Origin of the sequence: Amycolatopsis sp. lyj-346 (assembly GCF_046548975.1) — a bacterium.
Taxonomy (GTDB): domain Bacteria; phylum Actinomycetota; class Actinomycetes; order Mycobacteriales; family Pseudonocardiaceae; genus Amycolatopsis.
The window spans coordinates 218,169-235,085 of the sequence record NZ_JAJPWT010000013.1 but is presented as its reverse complement, the minus strand read 5'-3'; the positions used below and the strand labels follow the sequence as shown (position 1 = coordinate 235,085).

The 16,917-nt window shown below is 66.7% G+C and carries 12 protein-coding genes and 2 pseudogenes; 7 read left to right on the top strand and 7 right to left on the bottom strand.

The window, feature by feature from the left end:
- Nucleotides 1-7: 7 nt before the first annotated feature.
- A complete protein-coding gene (locus ACLJQE_RS32605) occupies nt 8-682 on the top strand; it encodes a hypothetical protein (protein ID WP_410643363.1) in 675 nt (224 codons plus the stop codon).
- Nucleotides 683-798: 116 nt separating this feature from the next.
- Complete coding sequence (locus ACLJQE_RS32600; RefSeq protein ID WP_410643362.1) at nt 799-1,788, top strand: hypothetical protein; 990 nt, start codon at nt 799-801, stop codon at nt 1,786-1,788.
- Between the two features lie 385 nt (nt 1,789-2,173).
- Here ACLJQE_RS32600 and ACLJQE_RS32595 read toward each other — a convergent pair whose 3' ends face one another.
- A complete protein-coding gene (locus tag ACLJQE_RS32595) occupies nt 2,174-2,413 on the bottom strand; it encodes a hypothetical protein (RefSeq protein ID WP_410643361.1) in 240 nt (79 codons plus the stop codon).
- 145 nt (nt 2,414-2,558) lie between these two features.
- Between ACLJQE_RS32595 and ACLJQE_RS32590 the strand changes: the two genes are divergently transcribed.
- The 3 genes and pseudogenes from ACLJQE_RS32590 to ACLJQE_RS32580 form a co-directional block, all read left to right on the top strand.
- Nucleotides 2,559-3,254, top strand: a complete 696-nt coding sequence (locus ACLJQE_RS32590) for a Crp/Fnr family transcriptional regulator (RefSeq protein WP_410643360.1) — start codon at nt 2,559-2,561, stop codon at nt 3,252-3,254.
- Nucleotides 3,255-3,319: 65 nt separating this feature from the next.
- Nucleotides 3,320-6,595: an ATP-binding protein gene (locus ACLJQE_RS32585; protein ID WP_410643359.1), complete on the top strand. Its 3,276-nt coding sequence runs from the start codon at nt 3,320-3,322 to the stop codon at nt 6,593-6,595.
- A 361-nt stretch (nt 6,596-6,956) separates the two neighbouring features.
- A pseudogene (locus ACLJQE_RS32580) lies at nt 6,957-7,094 on the top strand (LysR family transcriptional regulator); the annotation flags it as partial.
- 185 nt (nt 7,095-7,279) lie between these two features.
- Here ACLJQE_RS32580 and ACLJQE_RS32575 read toward each other — a convergent pair.
- Together ACLJQE_RS32575 and ACLJQE_RS32570 are read right to left on the bottom strand one after the other, a co-directional pair.
- Nucleotides 7,280-7,474: pseudogene (locus tag ACLJQE_RS32575) on the bottom strand (helix-turn-helix domain-containing protein); the annotation flags it as partial.
- Between the two features lie 159 nt (nt 7,475-7,633).
- Complete coding sequence (locus tag ACLJQE_RS32570; RefSeq protein WP_410643358.1) at nt 7,634-8,476, bottom strand: recombinase zinc beta ribbon domain-containing protein; 843 nt, start codon at nt 8,474-8,476, stop codon at nt 7,634-7,636.
- A gap of 685 nt (nt 8,477-9,161) precedes the next feature.
- Between ACLJQE_RS32570 and ACLJQE_RS32565 the strand changes: the two genes are divergently transcribed.
- The gene (locus tag ACLJQE_RS32565) at nt 9,162-10,397 is read left to right on the top strand and encodes a cation:proton antiporter (RefSeq protein WP_410643357.1); all 1,236 of its coding nucleotides are present in this window, start codon (nt 9,162-9,164) and stop codon (nt 10,395-10,397) included.
- 47 nt (nt 10,398-10,444) lie between these two features.
- On the opposite strand, the gene ACLJQE_RS32560 is transcribed toward ACLJQE_RS32565, so the two are convergent.
- Nucleotides 10,445-11,170, bottom strand: coding sequence for a thioesterase II family protein (locus ACLJQE_RS32560; protein ID WP_410643356.1), 726 nt, complete (start codon nt 11,168-11,170; stop codon nt 10,445-10,447).
- 119 nt (nt 11,171-11,289) lie between these two features.
- Between ACLJQE_RS32560 and ACLJQE_RS32555 the strand changes: the two genes are divergently transcribed.
- Complete coding sequence (locus ACLJQE_RS32555; RefSeq protein ID WP_410643355.1) at nt 11,290-12,222, top strand: DMT family transporter; 933 nt, start codon at nt 11,290-11,292, stop codon at nt 12,220-12,222.
- Between the two features lie 5 nt (nt 12,223-12,227).
- Here ACLJQE_RS32555 and ACLJQE_RS32550 read toward each other — a convergent pair whose 3' ends face one another.
- The 3 genes from ACLJQE_RS32550 to ACLJQE_RS32540 are packed head-to-tail and all read right to left on the bottom strand — an operon-like array spanning nt 12,228 to nt 16,434.
- Nucleotides 12,228-12,887, bottom strand: a complete 660-nt coding sequence (locus ACLJQE_RS32550; protein WP_410643354.1) for a phenylalanine--tRNA ligase beta subunit-related protein — start codon at nt 12,885-12,887, stop codon at nt 12,228-12,230.
- Between the two features lie 44 nt (nt 12,888-12,931).
- Nucleotides 12,932-14,668: an NAD(P)/FAD-dependent oxidoreductase gene (locus ACLJQE_RS32545; protein WP_410643353.1), complete on the bottom strand. Its 1,737-nt coding sequence runs from the start codon at nt 14,666-14,668 to the stop codon at nt 12,932-12,934.
- The gene (locus ACLJQE_RS32540) at nt 14,665-16,434 is read right to left on the bottom strand and encodes a non-ribosomal peptide synthetase (protein WP_410643352.1); all 1,770 of its coding nucleotides are present in this window, start codon (nt 16,432-16,434) and stop codon (nt 14,665-14,667) included. Before ACLJQE_RS32540 ends, ACLJQE_RS32545 begins: the two co-directional genes overlap by 4 nt.
- Nucleotides 16,435-16,917: the final 483 nt, after the last annotated feature.

The following is a 16,917-nucleotide window of genomic DNA, read 5'->3' as shown; positions in this document are numbered from 1 at the left end:
GCGGCCGGTGGCCGCACGGCGAGGCTCGAGCACCGTCCGGATCTCCTGCGCAGCGCTGGTGCGGATCAGCGACGACGACCGCTACGTGCTGTTCAGCTCGGAATCCAGGCCGGGTGCCTTCACGCCGCCCGGCGGCGCGTTCAAGTACTTCGCCCCCGCCGCGGACCTGCTGGAGACGTGGGACTTCCGGCCGGAACGCTGGGTAGCGCGCGACTCGGGGATGTCCGCGGACCTGCGGGGCCGGTTGCCGGCGCGGGCGGTTCCGGAGTTCTCCCGGTGGTTCGCCGCTGGTGTCTACCGCGAAGACGCCGTGGAGTGCCTGCGAAGAGAATTGACGGAAGAGCTGGACCTGGTCGGCTTTCCCGAGCTCGCCGACCACGTCGGCGAGCTCGGGTTCACGCCGTTGCGCACCGTGGTCGAGGGGCCGGCACCCGTTCCCGGCGAGTCCTTCAAACAGCTGCGTCACCTCGAGTTCCACGGCCTCGTCCTGGCGAGCCGCCCGGCGTTGGTGCTGCACCGCACCCTGCTCCAGCTGAGTGCCGATCCGGCCGTGCCGACCATCATCGAGGCGAGTTCGTCCGACATCGAGCACGGCCGCGCCGGCGCCGCCTTGATCGCCCCGCACGCGGCATACCTCATCGGGGACGACCGGACCCGGCACGACCTCCCCCCGCTCCGATGAGCGAGGTGGCGCCAGAGCGGCGGACGCTCACCACCGGCCCGAGCACGTCCCCTGCCCTATCCGCAGCCGTTTGCTGGCCGGTCAGTGTCACGACGCGGCCCGACCACACGATCGCGTTGACGGTCTCGTTGACCTTCGAACCGCGGTCGGACCGCCGGCGGTTGGCGGTCGTGTTCGTCCGCGGCACCCTGACGACGGCGACCGTCGCCGATCTCAGTGGTCCTTCCGGGATCACGACGGTCTCGGGGATCGGTGGCTCCACCTTCAGCTGGTACATCGGCGGTTTCGACCGCGGACACCTGCCGTCCGGCCCCCTGTTGCTCGAACTGGTCGTCCCGGCGACCGCCCGCGCACGCGATGCGGAACTGACCCTCCGAGTGGATGCCTCGTTCCGTCAACCACGGACGGCGTTCTCGTTCCGGAACCGGGTCGAGCACGGCCGCACCGACAGGCCGTGGACGTTCCCGGTTTCGCTGCCCGCCGATCCGGAAGCACCGGTTCCCAGCCCGACTCCTCCGGTGGCAGCAGTTTCCCGGGCGTCGGTACGGCTGTGCGTCGCGGCGGACATCGCTTCCTACAGCCGGATACCCACCGTTGAATCAGCCCGGGTGCAGCAGCGGTTCGTGGAGTTGCTCAGGTCGGCACGAGCCCACTCCGGCATAGCCGAGTCACTCGTGGTCACCGACAGTTCGGGGGACGGCCAGTACGCGGTGCTGCCTCCCGGACTCGACGAATCAGTGGTGCTCCCCCGGCTGCTCGACGGCCTCGTGCGCGCCACCCGGGCGGCGAACGACGCACTCGAAGACGACGCCCGCTTGCGCATCCGGGTCGCGATCGACCGTGGTCTCGTCCAACCCAGCGTCAACGGCTGGGTTGGCTGGTCAACGATCGCGATCCACCGGCTCCTCGACTCACCGCCCTTGCGTTCGATGCTGACGCAGCATCCCGAACTCGACTGCGCCATCATCGTCTCGGACACCGTCTACCAGGACGTGGGCCGGCACGGCTACGGCGGCGTGACGGGGCAGGACTTCGTCGAAGCCGCGGTCTCCATGCCGGAAAAGGGGTTCTCCGGGCGTGCTTGGCTCTACCGGCCACGCCGTTGAGGCAGGGGCCCGCGTGCCGCTCGCTTCAAGCCGCTCAGGCGAACCCGCCCTCGACGCGATCGACCCGAGCAACGAGCTGCCGTCGGCCTCCGAGGGTGCGCCGCCCGTCCTACGCAGGGTTGGCGAGCAGCGGAACTCGGGGGACGTCTTTCCAAGTCAGTCGCTGGTTCAGCTCGGTTGCGACCGAATCGGCCATGTGCTGTGCCCCGGCGAGGTAGACGCGAGCGCAGCTGATCGCACCGTAGAGGTTCACCGAGTGCTTTCCATTCTGTCTCGGCCGCAGAACTGTCGACGCATGCGGCTTGCCTTGCCGCGACGGGGCCGGCCAGACTTCGGGCGCCGCGCCACTGGCCAAGCCGTGCGTCAGGCAGTGCCGTACCTGCATTCAGCCTGCGGCTTCCAGCTCGGCGCCGAGCAGATGTTCGCGACCAGCGACAAGTCGTAACTGAAGTGGTGCCCGCGCGCCAAGGCGTCGGGTGAACTGGCCGACGGCGTCGTAGGTGTAATCGGCGCCGGCCGGTTGCCGACATCTTTGGCAGAGGTTCTGTTGAAGACGGTGCCGGCGCGGGTGCGGCTTACCGAGGCCATTGTGCACAGGACATTCCCACAGGATCACGTTGATCACCGAACAGCGCACCCACTACGAGACAACATGTGCGAATAGTGGGACCATCACCGACAAGGCGCCAGACCGGTTTCTCAGTGGCCGACCGCTGCCCCTGCCGATTCCGCACGTCATACCAGCACGCCGGTGAAGCTACGATTCCGGGATGACACAGTGGGCGGACGGCACGTTCATGAACCGCTTGAGTCTCCCGGCCCAGTCGGCATTGTCGTCCCGCGGTGGTTGGACCGAGTACCCTGCGGGCATAACGCTGCTTCGCCAAGGCGACTGGGACACGGATGTGCTCCTGTTGGAAAACGCCCGATCAAGCCCCCGTGCCTGCGTGAAGGTCGTCGTCACCTCCGAAGCTGGCGACGAAAGCTTGCTGGGCCTTCGAACCAGCGGAGATGTCATCGGGGAACTCGCCTCCATCTGCGGCGCGCCCCGCACAGCGACCGTGACGACGTGCACCGCGACCGCGGTTCGGAAGTTCACACGCGGCAGTTTTGATCAATTCCTCGCCGAGTGGCCTGAGGCCCAACGTGAATTGATGGTCATGCTTGCCAGCCGGCTCAACTGGGCCAATCGCTGTCGGCATGAGTTCACGCAGTACCCGGTGCTCGTTCGGCTGGCGCGCATGATCGCCGATGTTGCCGATCGGTTCGGCCACGCCACCGGACAGGGACGCGCGGTGGGGATCCAGTTGTCACAGCGGGAGTGGGGCCAGCTCATCGGCGCGAGCGAGGAGACCGTTCGGCAGGCCATGCGTCGCCTGCGGGATCATGCCTTGATCGAAAACAGTTATCGCCGCATCGTGATCACCGACGTCGAGCTGCTGCGGCAGTACGAGGATCCGGCTTGAAGTGATGACGGGAAACCGGGAATCGCACCGGTTTTCGCTCCCCGATACCTGCCAGGCTGCCGCGCATGCAAGAAGATTTCACACGCCGGCTGTGCCTCTCGGTCGATGTCCAGGGATACGGCAAGGGCAATGACGTCAAACAGTCCCAAGTTCAAGAGGACCTGAGCGACGTCCTCGACACTGCAGCGCGGGCTGCCGGCCTAAACCGCGATGCCTGGATCAAGCAGTCACGAGGCGACGAGGAGCTGGCGCTGATCCCGGCGTCCGAACCAGAACATCGGGTCCTGGACGCGTTCATCAGCGGGCTCGCAACGGAACTGTACCGGCGCAACTGCGTCCGGCCGCTGGATTCCCGATTGAGGCTGCGGCTGGCGATCACGCACGGTCCAGTATGCCCGGGGCCTCTCGGATTCGTCGGGAAGGCAGTGGTCGAGGTCAGCCGTTTGATCGACTCTGACCGTGCCCGGCAAGCTCTGGCGAACGTGCCCGAAGCACACCTGCTCGCGGTACTGTCGCACGACCTGTACACCGACGTGGTCGTCGCCGGGCGCACCACGGTCCCACCCTCGCATTTCGTTCGGGTTCACGTAGAAGAGAAGGAATTCGCCCAGGACGCCTGGATGTGGATGCCGGGAGTAGAGGTCGAGGCGCTCCGTCACGCCGTCGTCGCGGAAAGCGACCGCAGATCGCCGGGAGCGTCCAGCCTGGCAAGCATGGCGCCCGTCGTGGACAAGCTTCGCGCGACTCTTGCCGGGCGCTTCGAATGCGACTCCGACACCCGGCACACCTTGGACATGTTCAGCCAGGTCGTCGAGCTCGTCGATGCGAACGCGCCGCTGACGGCGTACGGCGATGTTGACCAGCTCGGGCTGGCGTACGTGCTGGCGGAATTGTCGATTATCCACAACACCGGCAACCCTGCGGACGCCAGCGCGGAGTTCCGGTGCGCCGCGCAGACCAAGCGCGATATGGATCTGCTCGCCGAAGTAGCTACAAGCAGCCAGATCGCCGACTTCGAGGTGACCCGGCGCCTCGTCGAGTCGGTCAGCTTGACCGAGCCGGAGCGGCTCAAGCGGGCGACGAGCGTGCAGAACTCGCCCGTCGCCCGGTGCTTCAGCCTCCTCTGGGCATTCGCCCGGCTCACTCAGCTGCTCGACATGCCCGGCCTGATGGGCACCGAACTGCCCCCCGGAAGCAAGCGGAACAGGAACATCGTCAACCTCCGCGCCGCCGCGGACGACGGCCGGGTGCACATCGACCTGGCGGTGACCGAACGAAGCGGTTTCCACCTCGCTGCGGAGGCGCAACACATGGTCCGTCGATACCTCGCCGACCTGGAGGACCTGTGGCGGAGGTCCCACCTGATCGCTCCCACCACCCACTTCGAACTGCACACCCCGGGCTGGGGTGCCCGTACCCTCCAGGTGCACGAGGTCCGTGTGGATCCACGGCCGATCACCCGGCTGCTGATGGGGCGTGCGCTGTACGGCGATCGCAAACACGTGTGGTTGCGCGAGCTGATCCAGAACGCAGTCGACGCCACGGAACTCGGCTCCCACAGGGCCAGCACCTACGTGCCGAGGGTCGAAGTGGAGCTCAACGGGCCTCAGCACGTGACGGTCAGGGACAACGGCGTGGGCATGACCTACCAGCAGATACCCACTCAGCTGGCGGTGCTGGGCCGGTCAGGTTGGCGGGACTCCCTGGCGGAAAAAGGAACGGATGAGGCAAGCACGTTCTTCGGACGATTCGGGATCGGGTTCGCGTCCGTGTTCAGCGTCGCCTCGTTGGTCGAGGTGCAGACCCGAACCGTGGACGCCCGTCCGGCGTACGGCATCGCCGTCCAGTTCTCCGGACCCGACCGCCCGTTCTACACCGACTTCACCCAGTGCCCGGTCGGGACGGAAATCCGGATCTCGTTGTCCGACAGGCTGACGGCGGCCGAATTCCGCGAGGCAATGTCGGATTTCTTCGCTTACCTACCCCCTAGTGTCACGGTGACACCAGACCTCGGGCTGCCGGCATCACTCGCGGAGTACTCCAGCCTCACCCGATACAAGGAGCACTGCAAGGGGAGGGTACCCATCGCGCGATCGGGGATGCAGGAACTGGGGCCGTACCGCGTCGGTTTCAAGATCGAGATCCTGCACCATCCCAAGCCCCACAAGCGCAAGGACCGCTACTCCGATCAACCTCAATACAGCGAGATGGGGAACACTGCCATCACATACTGCGTCGACGGGGTGCGAGTCAAGCATCACCGGCACATCAGCCCTGACGAGCCGGGAGACAATCCGCACAACCAAAACCGCCAGTACGAGCGCGACCTGCACCTGTCCGGGTGTTACATCACTGTCGACTTCGGACGAGACAACGCGCCGGTGACAGCATCTCGTAACGCTCTCGACCTCGACGAGGATCTTCAACGGAATCTCGAGCAGCTGGTGCACCGTGAAGTGTCCCAGATCCTCCCTGACCTGGCACAGGCTGTGCGAGCGTCATGCATCACCGCCCGAGACCAGCACAACGCGGTGTACGCGGCCCTGTCGGACCTTCTGGTCGGCAGTCGTTCTCACAACTACTGGCACCGAGGCGCAGTGACGGAATTTCATCCGAATCAGGAGGTTCTCGAGGCCGCGGCGTCGGCGTATCGGAACTACTGCCCTGTGCAGGTATCCGGCGCGGACGGCAAGATTCGCTACATCATGCTGAACGAAATCGCACCGGAGGAGTGCGCCGTCGCGATCGTCGAGTCATTGAGCGCGCACGCCGCGTTCCCGGCGTTCGTCCGCGCAACCGACCTGTCACAGTGGATCGTGGTGGGTAGCAAGCACGAGCTTTCGTTGCTGGAACAGGCGTGGCCGCATGACACCCGGCTGCGGCTCGTCGACGAAGCGGCGCAACTGTATGAAGACTTCCAGGCCGTGCTGCCGGAGATTCGCGAGGGAAAATTCTGGCGGTTGTTGCGCGCCGACTACGCCCTGGCGGAAGGAACTGTGTTCGGAGCGTCGCTGACTCTGCAGCTACCGGGGAAAAAGCGCGTTGCGCGCGACGTCGGTCTCGTGAGGCGACGATTCGAAACAAGTGCGACCGAGCGACCGCGCGTTATCTTGAACCGCCGGCACGATCACATCGCCGAGCTGGAGAAGTACCTGAAGACGGCATCGGAGGCCAAGGTGAGCTTGGTTCAAGACTGGTTCGATCGGTTGTGCAAGGACGTCCTGGACGAGAAGTCGCTTCGGGCGGCGAATGCGGTTCTTCCCAAACTGTACGACCAGCTGACCGAGATCACAGGCATCCGGCTAATCCGAGTGTCCGCCGGAGACCTGAAGGCGCCCTGAGGACATGGTCGCGAAGTCAGCGTCGCCTTGGCCACCCGGCCGACGCCCTTGCCATGACGGCCCAGGGTGGCGGTCGCGAGCCGACATCCCGGCCGACGAGGACCTTGGCGTGCCTCGGCTCGGCCGGCCGGTGGGTGCCGCACTGCGGGAGCGGCACCCACCGGGAAGGTGTCCGGCGAGCGAGACCGGATCTCGTCAACGCGACCCGGCGCAGTGGCCCAGCTGATGGTCGGCTCGGCTGTTCGACAGGCTCAGCGTCCTCGTCACCACGCCGCAGCGCTCTCTTGCCGAGGCGCTGACCCAGATCACCTGCCCCGGGACCGACTCACGTCGGCTGCTTCCGCTGATCATTCCGCCTACAGTGAAGGCCGTGGAGCTTGAACTGCCCCACTTGCGCGCGCTCGTGGTCGTTGCCGATGCGCGTAGTCTCACCCGTGGTGCTCGCACCCTCTACTTCTCGCAACCTGCCCTCTCCGAGTTTCTGCGCCGCGTTGAACGGGCCGTTGGAGACACTCTCTTCGTCCGCTCTCCTAGCGGGTGCATGCCCACTCCGCTCGGGCCGATGTCGTCGCCGATGCGCGGGCTGCGCTGGCCGGGGTTTGTGCTCTCACCGAACAGGCCGGCGAACGGCGGGCTGGTGCAGGTTGAGGGTTACAGCGGTTTCTGCACCTTGCCGTTTCGCGGTGGCTGGTGGCGCGGGACGCTGGGCTGGTCGAGCAGGCCGGCCTCGCCGTGGCGGCGCCGGCGGTTGACCCATTTGGATGCGCATTGGCGGGAGATGCCCATCTCGGCGGCGACGTGGGCGATCGGGTGGGTCTGGCAACGCGCGACGAGCCGGCGGCGGCCTTCGACAGACAGCGGGGCGTTAGGGTGGGACACGGACGAGTCTTTCTGTTCGGTGGACGAGTGGGTCGCACTTCTCATCCTGCCGCTGAAAGACCCGTCCCTTGTCTCAGGCCCTCGCCCGCGTCACCAACGTCATAACCCGCAACATCTAGCGTGTGACGCTCTGCCGGAGAGCCGAACGCGCAACCCCGCTCACTGCGCACTACCCCGCGGCCGACGCTCCATCACCAGCAGCACGTCGACCCGGATCAGCAGCCCCTCGGGCAGGACGATTGGTGTGATTGCCGCCGGAATCTCACCGGGGGCACGATCCAGAACCCCACCGGCACGCCCCTCGGGCGTTCCTTGCGGGTTCATCTGGTCGCCAATCCTCTCTGCTGTGCTCGCCACCTCGCCGACCTGGTCGGCGGGCAGGGTGATCGTCATTGTCGCATGCTCGCCCTCGTCGTGGACCTGGACGCTGAGCTGGACCACCTCGAAGAGGGTCCTCAGGAGCTCCTCGGGTGCCTTTGCCAGGTTCACCGCCAGGTACGGCAGCGCGTCGAGGATCGAGCGGGCTTCAATGCTCGGCGTGTCCGGCTCGGCTCCGATCGACGCGTCAACGGCCGCAAGCTTGGCGGCCAGATCGGCTCGTTGGGTTTCGAGGTCGTTGTACCGCCCCCTCAGTGCCTTGGTGAACGCGTCGTCGGGGTCTCCGTTCATCGCTTGCTCGAGGACCGACTCCTGCTTCTTGGCAAGGCCGTCCAAGGCCTTCTGCAGTTGAGCGCGCTGGGCCTCGTGCTCGTCGGCCTCCCGGGTGTCCATGCCGGCCAGCTGAGCGTCGAGGATCGCTCGGCGTTCCGGGCCGAAGACGCGGTCGGCGAAGAACGCCGTGACGGCGTCGAGGAGTACGTCTTCGCGCAGGTAGAGGGTCTTGGGGTGGCCCAGGTAGTTGTCGGGCCGTCCGCGGTTGTTGTTGCTCGGCCGGCACAGGTAGTAGGCCCGGCCGTGCCGGATCTCCCCCACCATGCGACGGCCGCACGGGCAGTAAACCACGCCACGGCTCGTGCCCGGCGACCAGTGGGACGGGGCTGCGCCGGTGCGATCTCGACGCTGCGGTCGGCAACCTCGTAGACCACCGCCCTCGCCGACACACCGACCCGATCAGGTCAGATCACAAACGATCTCGAAACGACCGTGGCCCTTATGGATTTCAACGAGAACTGTCGGCCGCTCGGTCAAATCGACCGCACGTCGTTTCGGTGCGCACCCCGCTTCGAATTCCACGGCGAACTGACCCTGCCGGCGTGGACTTTCGCAATGGGCCGTACTCCGATCAGGGCAACTGCCCGGAGTCCCTTGTGTGCCCGTTGACGCCCTCGGGCCGACGCGTCTACGCTGAAGAGATGAGCGCGACGGTCAGGGGCGGCCGGTGCGTGGGTTGTAAATCTTTCAGGGGATTTGAATAGGCGATTCACCAGTGTGTCCAGGCTGCTCCTGACAATTATATGGAGTCCGCCTGGCGCGCGCGAAATCGGATTTCGACGACTTCGACGACCGGTGGCGTGACCGCGCAAGGATTGGCGCCACCCGCATTCGGTGTATCTGCTCACCGCGACCGGCGGTCGCGCTGTCGGCAACCGCGACGAACGCACGGATCTGGGGGGATCCCGATGGTCATGAGACTTCCTCGTACGAGGGGGAGAAACCTTCGCCACGGCTGCAGCGACGGGAGCCGGCCGTGAGCGCCGCGGAACTCAATGTCCGGCTGCTGCTCGCGGTCGGGATCGTCATCATCAGTGTGCGCGCGGTCGGCTGGTTGTTCGGCCGGATCGGCCAGCCTCGCGTGATGGGCGAGATCGTGGCGGGCATCCTGCTCGGGCCCAGCGTGCTCGGCCTGGTGCTGCCCGGGGTCGAACAGTACCTCTTCCCGGACGGGGTGGTGGGTGGGCTGCGCACGGTCGCCCAGTTCGGGCTGGTGCTGTTCATGTTCCTGATCGGGCTGGAGATGGACGTCCGCGCGCTGCGTGGCAGCGGCCGCACGGTGGCGATCGTGGCGCAGGGCTCCATCGTGGTGCCGCTCCTGCTCGCCGTGGGGTTCGCGGTTCTCATTTATCCGGAGTTCGGCGGCGGGACGAAACCGCTCGCGTTCTACCTGTTCTTCGGCGCGGCGATGGCCGTGACCGCGTTCCCCGTGCTGGCGAGGCTGCTCGTCGAGTCGGGGCGGGCCCGCGAGCGGACCGGGGTGATCAGCCTCGTCTGCGCGGCGATCAACGACGTCACGGCATGGATCCTGGTGGCGATCGTGGTCGCGGTCGTCGGCGCTTCCGGACCGGCGACCGCGCTGGTCACCCTCGGGCTCACCCTGGCGTTCGTCGCCGGGATGCTGCTGGTCGTCCGCCCCCTGTTGCGGAGCCAGGGTGACCCGCCGGTGTGGGCGGTGATCGTGGTGACGCTGCTCAGCGCCTGGATCGCGGAGGAGATCGGGGTGCACGCCATCATCGGGAGCTTCCTCGCCGGGCTGGTCATGCCGCGCCGGCCCGCTTGGCAGGAATGGCTCAGCGACCGGATCAGCGTGGTCGTCACGACCCTGCTGCTCCCGATCTTCTTCGCGGTCGTAGGCCTGTCGACCCGCGTCGACCAGCTGACCATGGCCGGGCTGTTCCTCGTGCTCGCGGTGACAGGGGTCGCCGTGGCAGGCAAACTCGGCGGCTCGGCGGTGGCGGCCCGTCTCGCCGGTGAGGACTGGGGTGACTCGCTGAAGATCGGCGTCCTGATGAACACCCGCGGCATCACCGAGATCGTCATCCTGACGACAGGTTTGCAGCTGGGTGTCATCACCTCGACCGTCTTCACCGTCATGGTACTGATGGCCCTGATCACGACCGTGATGGCGGCACCGGCGCTGAACCTTCTGGAACGGCGCTCCGCAGCCGCCCGGCCACCGCTGGAGAACACCGCCGCGGGCGGGCCGTGACCGAGAGCCAGGGTGCGGGCCCCCGGCGGCGGCCCGATCCGGAGTTGTCAGCGGCTGAGCGCGTCCGTCACCGCACTGACCGTGGCTTCCACCGACTCCCGCGGGAAGAAATGCCCGCCCGGGACGGTCACGATGTCGCAGCCACCAGTGGCCAGCGGCTGCCACGCGAGCGCGTCCTCGCGTGTCACCGTGGGGTCGCTCTCGCCGATGACGACGGTCAGCGGCAAGGTCAGTGGCTCGCGCTCGGGTGGCCGGTAGGCGATGTGTGCGGTGAGATCGGCGCGCAGCGGTGGGAAGACGAGCTTCCGAAACGACGGTCTGGCCAGCGGGGCCGGGTCGGCGCCGAGGCGCACCCACAGGGCCGCGAGGTCGTCATCGCCGGTGAGGCGGGGCGCCGGGATCCGGCCCGGCGGCGCTGCCGCGAGAACGACGAGCCGTGCCGGCGGGCGGCCGACGGAAACGAGAACGTGCGCCAGCTCGTAGGCGAGCATTGCGCCGAAACTGTGCCCGACCAGAACGACCGGACCAGCCAGCACGGCGATTTCCGGGAGCACCTCCGCGACCAGTTCCTCGACGGTGACGCGCATCGGATCCTTCGCGCGTTCTTCGCGGCCCGGAGGGACGTGTGCGCTCAGGATCAGACCATCGGGCAGCTGTCGCGGCCACAAAGCGAATTGCGTTGATCCCGCGCCGGCGTGCGCGAAACAGACGAGGTCGGTTCGTTTGTCCCGTCCCGATTCGGCCTGCGAGAGCAGGCGCAGCGAAACACCCATGTCCGGCGAAGCCCTCCCCGTCGAACCGCCCAATTCGCGACGATCTTCGCTGTGGTGCGGAATTCTGGATACCGCGCATCCCTTGTTCATTAGAGCAGTGCCATGATTGAATCGCAACAATGCGACGGAGGACAGGTGGTTCGAAGAGACTGGGGATCGCGCTCGGGGCGGTCGCGATGGTTCTGGTCGGCGGCAGTGTCGCCGTGTCCCGGACCCTCACCGAGGCGCCGCTGCTCACCACCCAGGCCGTGCGGTACGCCGCCGCGGTTCCGGTGGTGCTCGGGTTGGCGAAGGTGTTCGGGGTCCGGATCCAGAGCCCGCGTGGCGCGGAATGGTGCTGGTTGCTGGGTGTCGCCGGGATCGGTCTCGCATTGTTCAACATCGCTGTGGTGCAAGGGGTCGCGCACGCCGAACCGGCCGTCATTGCGGTCGCGGTCGCTTGTGTTCCCATCGTGATCGGTATCCTTGGCCCGTTGCTGGAACGGAAATCCCCGCACCGAAGGCTGGTGATGGCGGCCGGGGTGGTCACCGTGGGCAGCCTGCTCGTCGTGGGTCTCGGCAAGACCGACGTGCTGGGCACCGTGTGGGCTGTCATCGCGTTGGCGTGTGAAGCCGGATTCACGCTTTTGGCGATGCCCGTTCTGGCTCGTCAGGGAGCCTGGGGTGTTTCGGTGCATTCGGTGTGGCTGGCCGCGGTGATGCTGGCACTGGCGGCTCCGATGGTCGAAGGCGCGGGCGCGATCGGCAGGCTCACCGCGGCGAACTGGGCGGCGATCGGCTTCCTCGCGGTCATGGTGACGGCGGTGACCTTCGTCTGCTGGTATTCCGCCGTGGCCGTCCTCGGCGCCGCCCGGGCCGGGCTCCTCACCGGGGTTTCCCCGGTCGCCGCCGCACTGTCCGGCATCGTGTTCGCCGATCACGTCCCAGAACCCTTGGTGTGGGTGGGAATCGCGGTCGTCGTGATCGGGCTCCTGACCGGGTTGGCTCATCAGGAGTCCGCGGCCGAGGAGCCAGGGCGAGACACTTTGACGGCGGGGGATCCCGATCGGTGACGGCGTCAGGCGGTGAGCGCGCCGCGCTCGGACACTGACGCCGCGAGGGCTTTCTGCATCCGCTCGCACGCGAGGTCGACGGCGTCGCGAACCTGTCCGGGCGGGTCGTCCGGACAGCCGTAGGCGAACACCAGGATGTCCGTGCTCGAGGTCCCGACGGACGCCGCACGCGAAATTCCCACCGCCACCGCGGCCACCACGACGGATTCGTCGTGGATCACGATGTCGCTGCGTGCCACATCGACGCCGTCGCCGGAGAACGCTTCGATCGTCCGGTTCGCCGCGTTGACGTCGATGGTGAGGTCACCTCGCAGCCGGGCTGCGTCGTGCATCGACATCAGCGTCCCGGTTTCCAGTTCGGCGGTATAGAGCAGATCCACCGCGGGATTGATCCCGCGGTAGGCCCGCCCGTTGATCGTCGCCTTGACGAGCGACCGGATGTGGTAACGCGCCCTGTTGTCGAGCGTTTTGAAGAACCGGTTCATCGGCGCGGTGGCCGCAAGCAGGGCGTCGGCGTTGCCGAGGACGACCTCCGGAAACCGGTCGACGAGACTGCTCGCGACCTCGTTCGGCGGCCGATTGTCGCAGCCGGTGAGCCGGGCCCAGCACACCGTGAAGCCGGGGTACTCCGACCGCAGCCGTTCGGTCATGGTGATCGCCGTCAAGCGTGGTCCTCCGGATCTTCGGCACAGCGGGGAACAGGCGTGAATCATACTTCCAGCTTCGCCGAGACCCGGAACAACCCCCGCATCTCCTTTTCCAGCAGCTGCAGTTCCTGGGTGCGGGGCTGGGTTTTCGGTTCGTACAGTCCATCGCTTTCCCAGCGCTGCGGATCGAGGCTGAGCGCGGAAACGTTCAGCCAGCCGCGCGAGCGCAGTTCCTCGAGGTGCTCGGGGAGGACGTCCTCCACCGCGAGGAAGAAGATGACCAGCGCGAGTTCTTCGATGCGGTCGAGCCCGGTACGGATGCTCCCCAGCACGGACGTGAACGGGCGCGGTGCGCTTTCGGGGAGGTTCTGCTCGAACAGCCGCGCGAGCGTGGGCACGTCACGGTAGTAGTCGATGTAGTCGAAGGAGTACGTGCCGCGATAGCGGCCCGACCAGTCGAGCAGCAGCTGCATGATCACGGCCTGAGTGGCGACCGCCCGCCCGCCGAGGCCGCTGATCACAGAGCTGGCGGGGATGCTCAGGAAGGTCTGCTCGTAGTACTGCGGATCGGAAAACGACCAGCCTACGTAGTAGTCCCACACCGTTTTCAGCGCCATAAGCACCGGGTTGTGGTGGAATGGGTAGGAGACCTGGATGTTGTTGGTGAGTCCCTCGCTCAGCGAAAGGAACCACCGGTTGGCGTGCCGGACGAACTCCGCGCCGAACTCGCCCGCCAAGTCATCGGAGATCATCTTGGTGACGAAACCGTTGGCGTAGGCGATGAGGTTCGAGCCGACCGAGTAGTACGGGTCCGCGAAAACCCCGGCTTCGCCGACGCACGCCCAGCGGCGCTCCGAGAAGACCTGCGCCGAAGAGTGGCTGTAGTCCTTCAGCACGTGGAAATCGAGCACTGGCATGGCACGCATCGCCGCGTCCAGCTCGGGAACCCGCGCCGAAACGAAGTCCATCGCCTTCTCGAGCCGGTTCATGGTGGTGATTTCGTGCAGGTGGGCGGCGGTGACGATGCCGACGCTGGTCTGGTTCGGCGCCAGCGGGATGACCCAGACCCAGCCGCCTTCGAACATGAAGTGGTTGGTCGAGTTCCAGCGGGGGTCGTTCACGCGTTCGTGCCACACCGTCTCGTCCGGGGCGACGCTCGTATCGATGTCGAGGCGGCCGTCGAGCCGGAACCACACCGCGTTGTGCGCTCGGGGAAACCGCTTCGTCAGGTCGAGCCGGCGCTGGATGATCCGCCGCCGCCCGGTGGCGTCGACCACCCACCGGCACCGGACCTCGCGGGCTTCGCCGCCGTCTTCGGCCTGGTAGCTCACGACGTGCCCATCCTCACCGCCGAGCCCGATGTCGAGGACCCGGACGCCCTCGAGCACCGTGGCCCCCTCCTCGGCCGCCACTGCCCGCAGGTGCTGTTCGAGGGCGCCGCGGTCGAGCTGGTAGGACTTCGCCGGGAGGAAGCGCCGCACGCCGAACTCGGCCTCGTCGGCGACTTTGTCCTTGCCGCCGTAGAAGTACCGGAGCCCGAGCTTTTCGAGGTGGTCGCCTTCCAGGTGATCGTGCAGGCCCACGACGTGCGACAGGTAGTAGGCACCGATCTCGACGGTCGACTCGCCGACCTTGAACGCCGCTTTCGGCAAGGGGCGTGTGGTCCGTTCGCAGACGAGCACGGACAGGCCGGGGATGGCGTCCTTCAGCTGTTTGGCCAGGCACAGCCCGGCCAGCCCGCCACCGGCGATCACCACGTCGTGGTCCACGTCGGGGAAAAGCGTCACTCCGCTGGTCATCGCGTCTCCAAGGTTGCTGCCCTCCGGCACTCGGCGAGCCGGGCGAAGGTTCGGATCGTGCGGTGTGTGTAGGCATCGGCGTTGTCCATCCGGACGCCGAGCGCGTCCTCGACCTCGGCCACCAGGTCCATGACGGTGAGCGAGTCGCCACCGAGGACGAAGAAGTCTTCGTCGAGACCGATCGCCGCGCGCGGGAGCAGGTCGTGCCAGATCTTGAGCAGGGACCGTTCGGCAGCGGACATCGTGACCGGCTCCGATCCGCCGGAGAGCCGCTCGTAAGCCGCGTTCAGGGCCTGTTCGTCCACTTTGCCGTTGCCGGTCAAGGGAATCTCGGCCACCTCGACAACGGCATGCGGGACCATGTGGGACGGCAAGGTTTCCCTCGCGTTTTCCCGCAGCCGTGCAACATCCGGCACGGATCCGGTCACGAACGCGAGCAGCTGCGGCGGGTCGCTCCGCAGCAGCACATGGACGTCGTCGACGGACGGGTCGCGGGCCAGCGCCTGCGCGACGTGGTCGAGCTCGACTCGCTTGCCCCGGATCTTCACCTGGCGGTCGGTGCGGCCTACGAACTGCAGGCCGCCGTCCGCGTGGACACGCACGAGATCACCCGAACGATAAACCCGGCGCGGCACACCGTCCGGATCAGGCGCAGTGAGAAACCGGGCCGCGGTCAGCGCCGGATCACCCACGTAGCCGCGGGCGAGCCCGGCGCCGCCGAGATACAGTTCACCGATTTCGCCAATCCGGGCGACAGAACCATCTTCCTTCCGCACGAACGCGAAGGTGTTGTCGATCGGTTTGCCGAGCAGCACCGCCGCTTCTCCGGCGCGAAGTGAATGAACGGTCGAGCAGACGGCGTTTTCGGACGGGCCGTACTCGTTGTACAACGCGACCCCGGGCAATCGCCGGTAATGATAATCGACGAGATCCTGCGAGAACGCTTCACCGGCGATCGTCACGGAACGCAGCGCGGTGTCGTCACCGATTCCCCCGAGCAGTCGCTTGTGCAGCGCGGGGGTGATCAGGAAGTGGGTGACCGCCTGTTTTTCGATCAGCTCACCCAGATACCGGCGATCGGTGACACGCTCCCGTTCCGGCAACAGCAGCCCAGCCCCGGCGGACAGTGCGCAGAAGAGGTCTTCCACGGCGCTGTCGAAGGATGGCCGGGGAATCGCCAAGGTCAAGTCGCTCCCGGAGAACCTGTAGTAGGCGGTGCGCCAGCGAATCGTGTTGAGAATGGCCCGATGTTCCACCGCGACACCTTTGGGTCTGCCCGTGGTGCCGGAGGTGTAGATGACGTAGGCGAGGTCCGCGTCCCGTGCGGCGGGCTCCGGGTCGGTGCCGGGGGTGTCGAGGTCGGCGTCCTGGACGTCCATGACGAACAGTTCCCCGGCGAACAGCGCGGCACCCGCGGCGCAGGACGATTCCAGCAGCAGCGTCGTGGGCCGCGCGTCGTCGAGGATCTGCTGGGTGACCTGCGGGGGGTTGTCGGGATCAAGGGGAACATAGCCGCCGCCCGCCTTGAGGGTCGCGATAATCGCGACGACCACGCTGGGCGGGTCGCGGACGAGAATCGCGACTCGGTCGTCCGGTCCGACGCGGCACTTGAGCCGTAAATAGTGGGCCAGCCGGTTGGCACGACGATTCAGGTCACCGTATTTGATCCGTCGGTCCAGATAGTGCAATGCAATCGCGTCCGGCGTGTCACGGACGCGGGCTTCGAAGAGAGCGTGCAGAGTTCCGGTCGCAATGTCCGGTGACATCAATCCCCCTGGTTGCCTGTCAGGCAATACCGTCCCGTTCTCGACTGTACCCGAGGCGCTTGCGGGTGGCAAGGTCGGAGCTGCTGATCATGGCGGACCGAAGAATGACAGATGTGTAGTTCTTCTCGAAAGGGCGGAAAAGCCACAGGTCGCGTGTCGGCCAGTATTTCAAAAGGGTGACAGAAATGGGAACCCGAGTGGTGGCACCGTCGGCCGGCGGGTGCTCGGGGGTTCGCAGGTTTCGTCGACGATCACCTGGGATATGCGCTCGTATCGGAACGATCGGGCGGCGTCGGTGAATGTGCCGTCCCGCGGGAGGGGTGCCAGCCCGTCCTCGACAGTCACAGCCGCACGCGTGGGTTTGGCCCAGGGGCAGCAGTTCCGCGAGGGAATGGGGAGGCCTTTCTCCCGTGCCAGGTCCGGAAGTGGCTGTCCGAGTCCCGGCGGGGGCGTCAGTTCGGCCACGAGGTCGCGCTCGGGCGT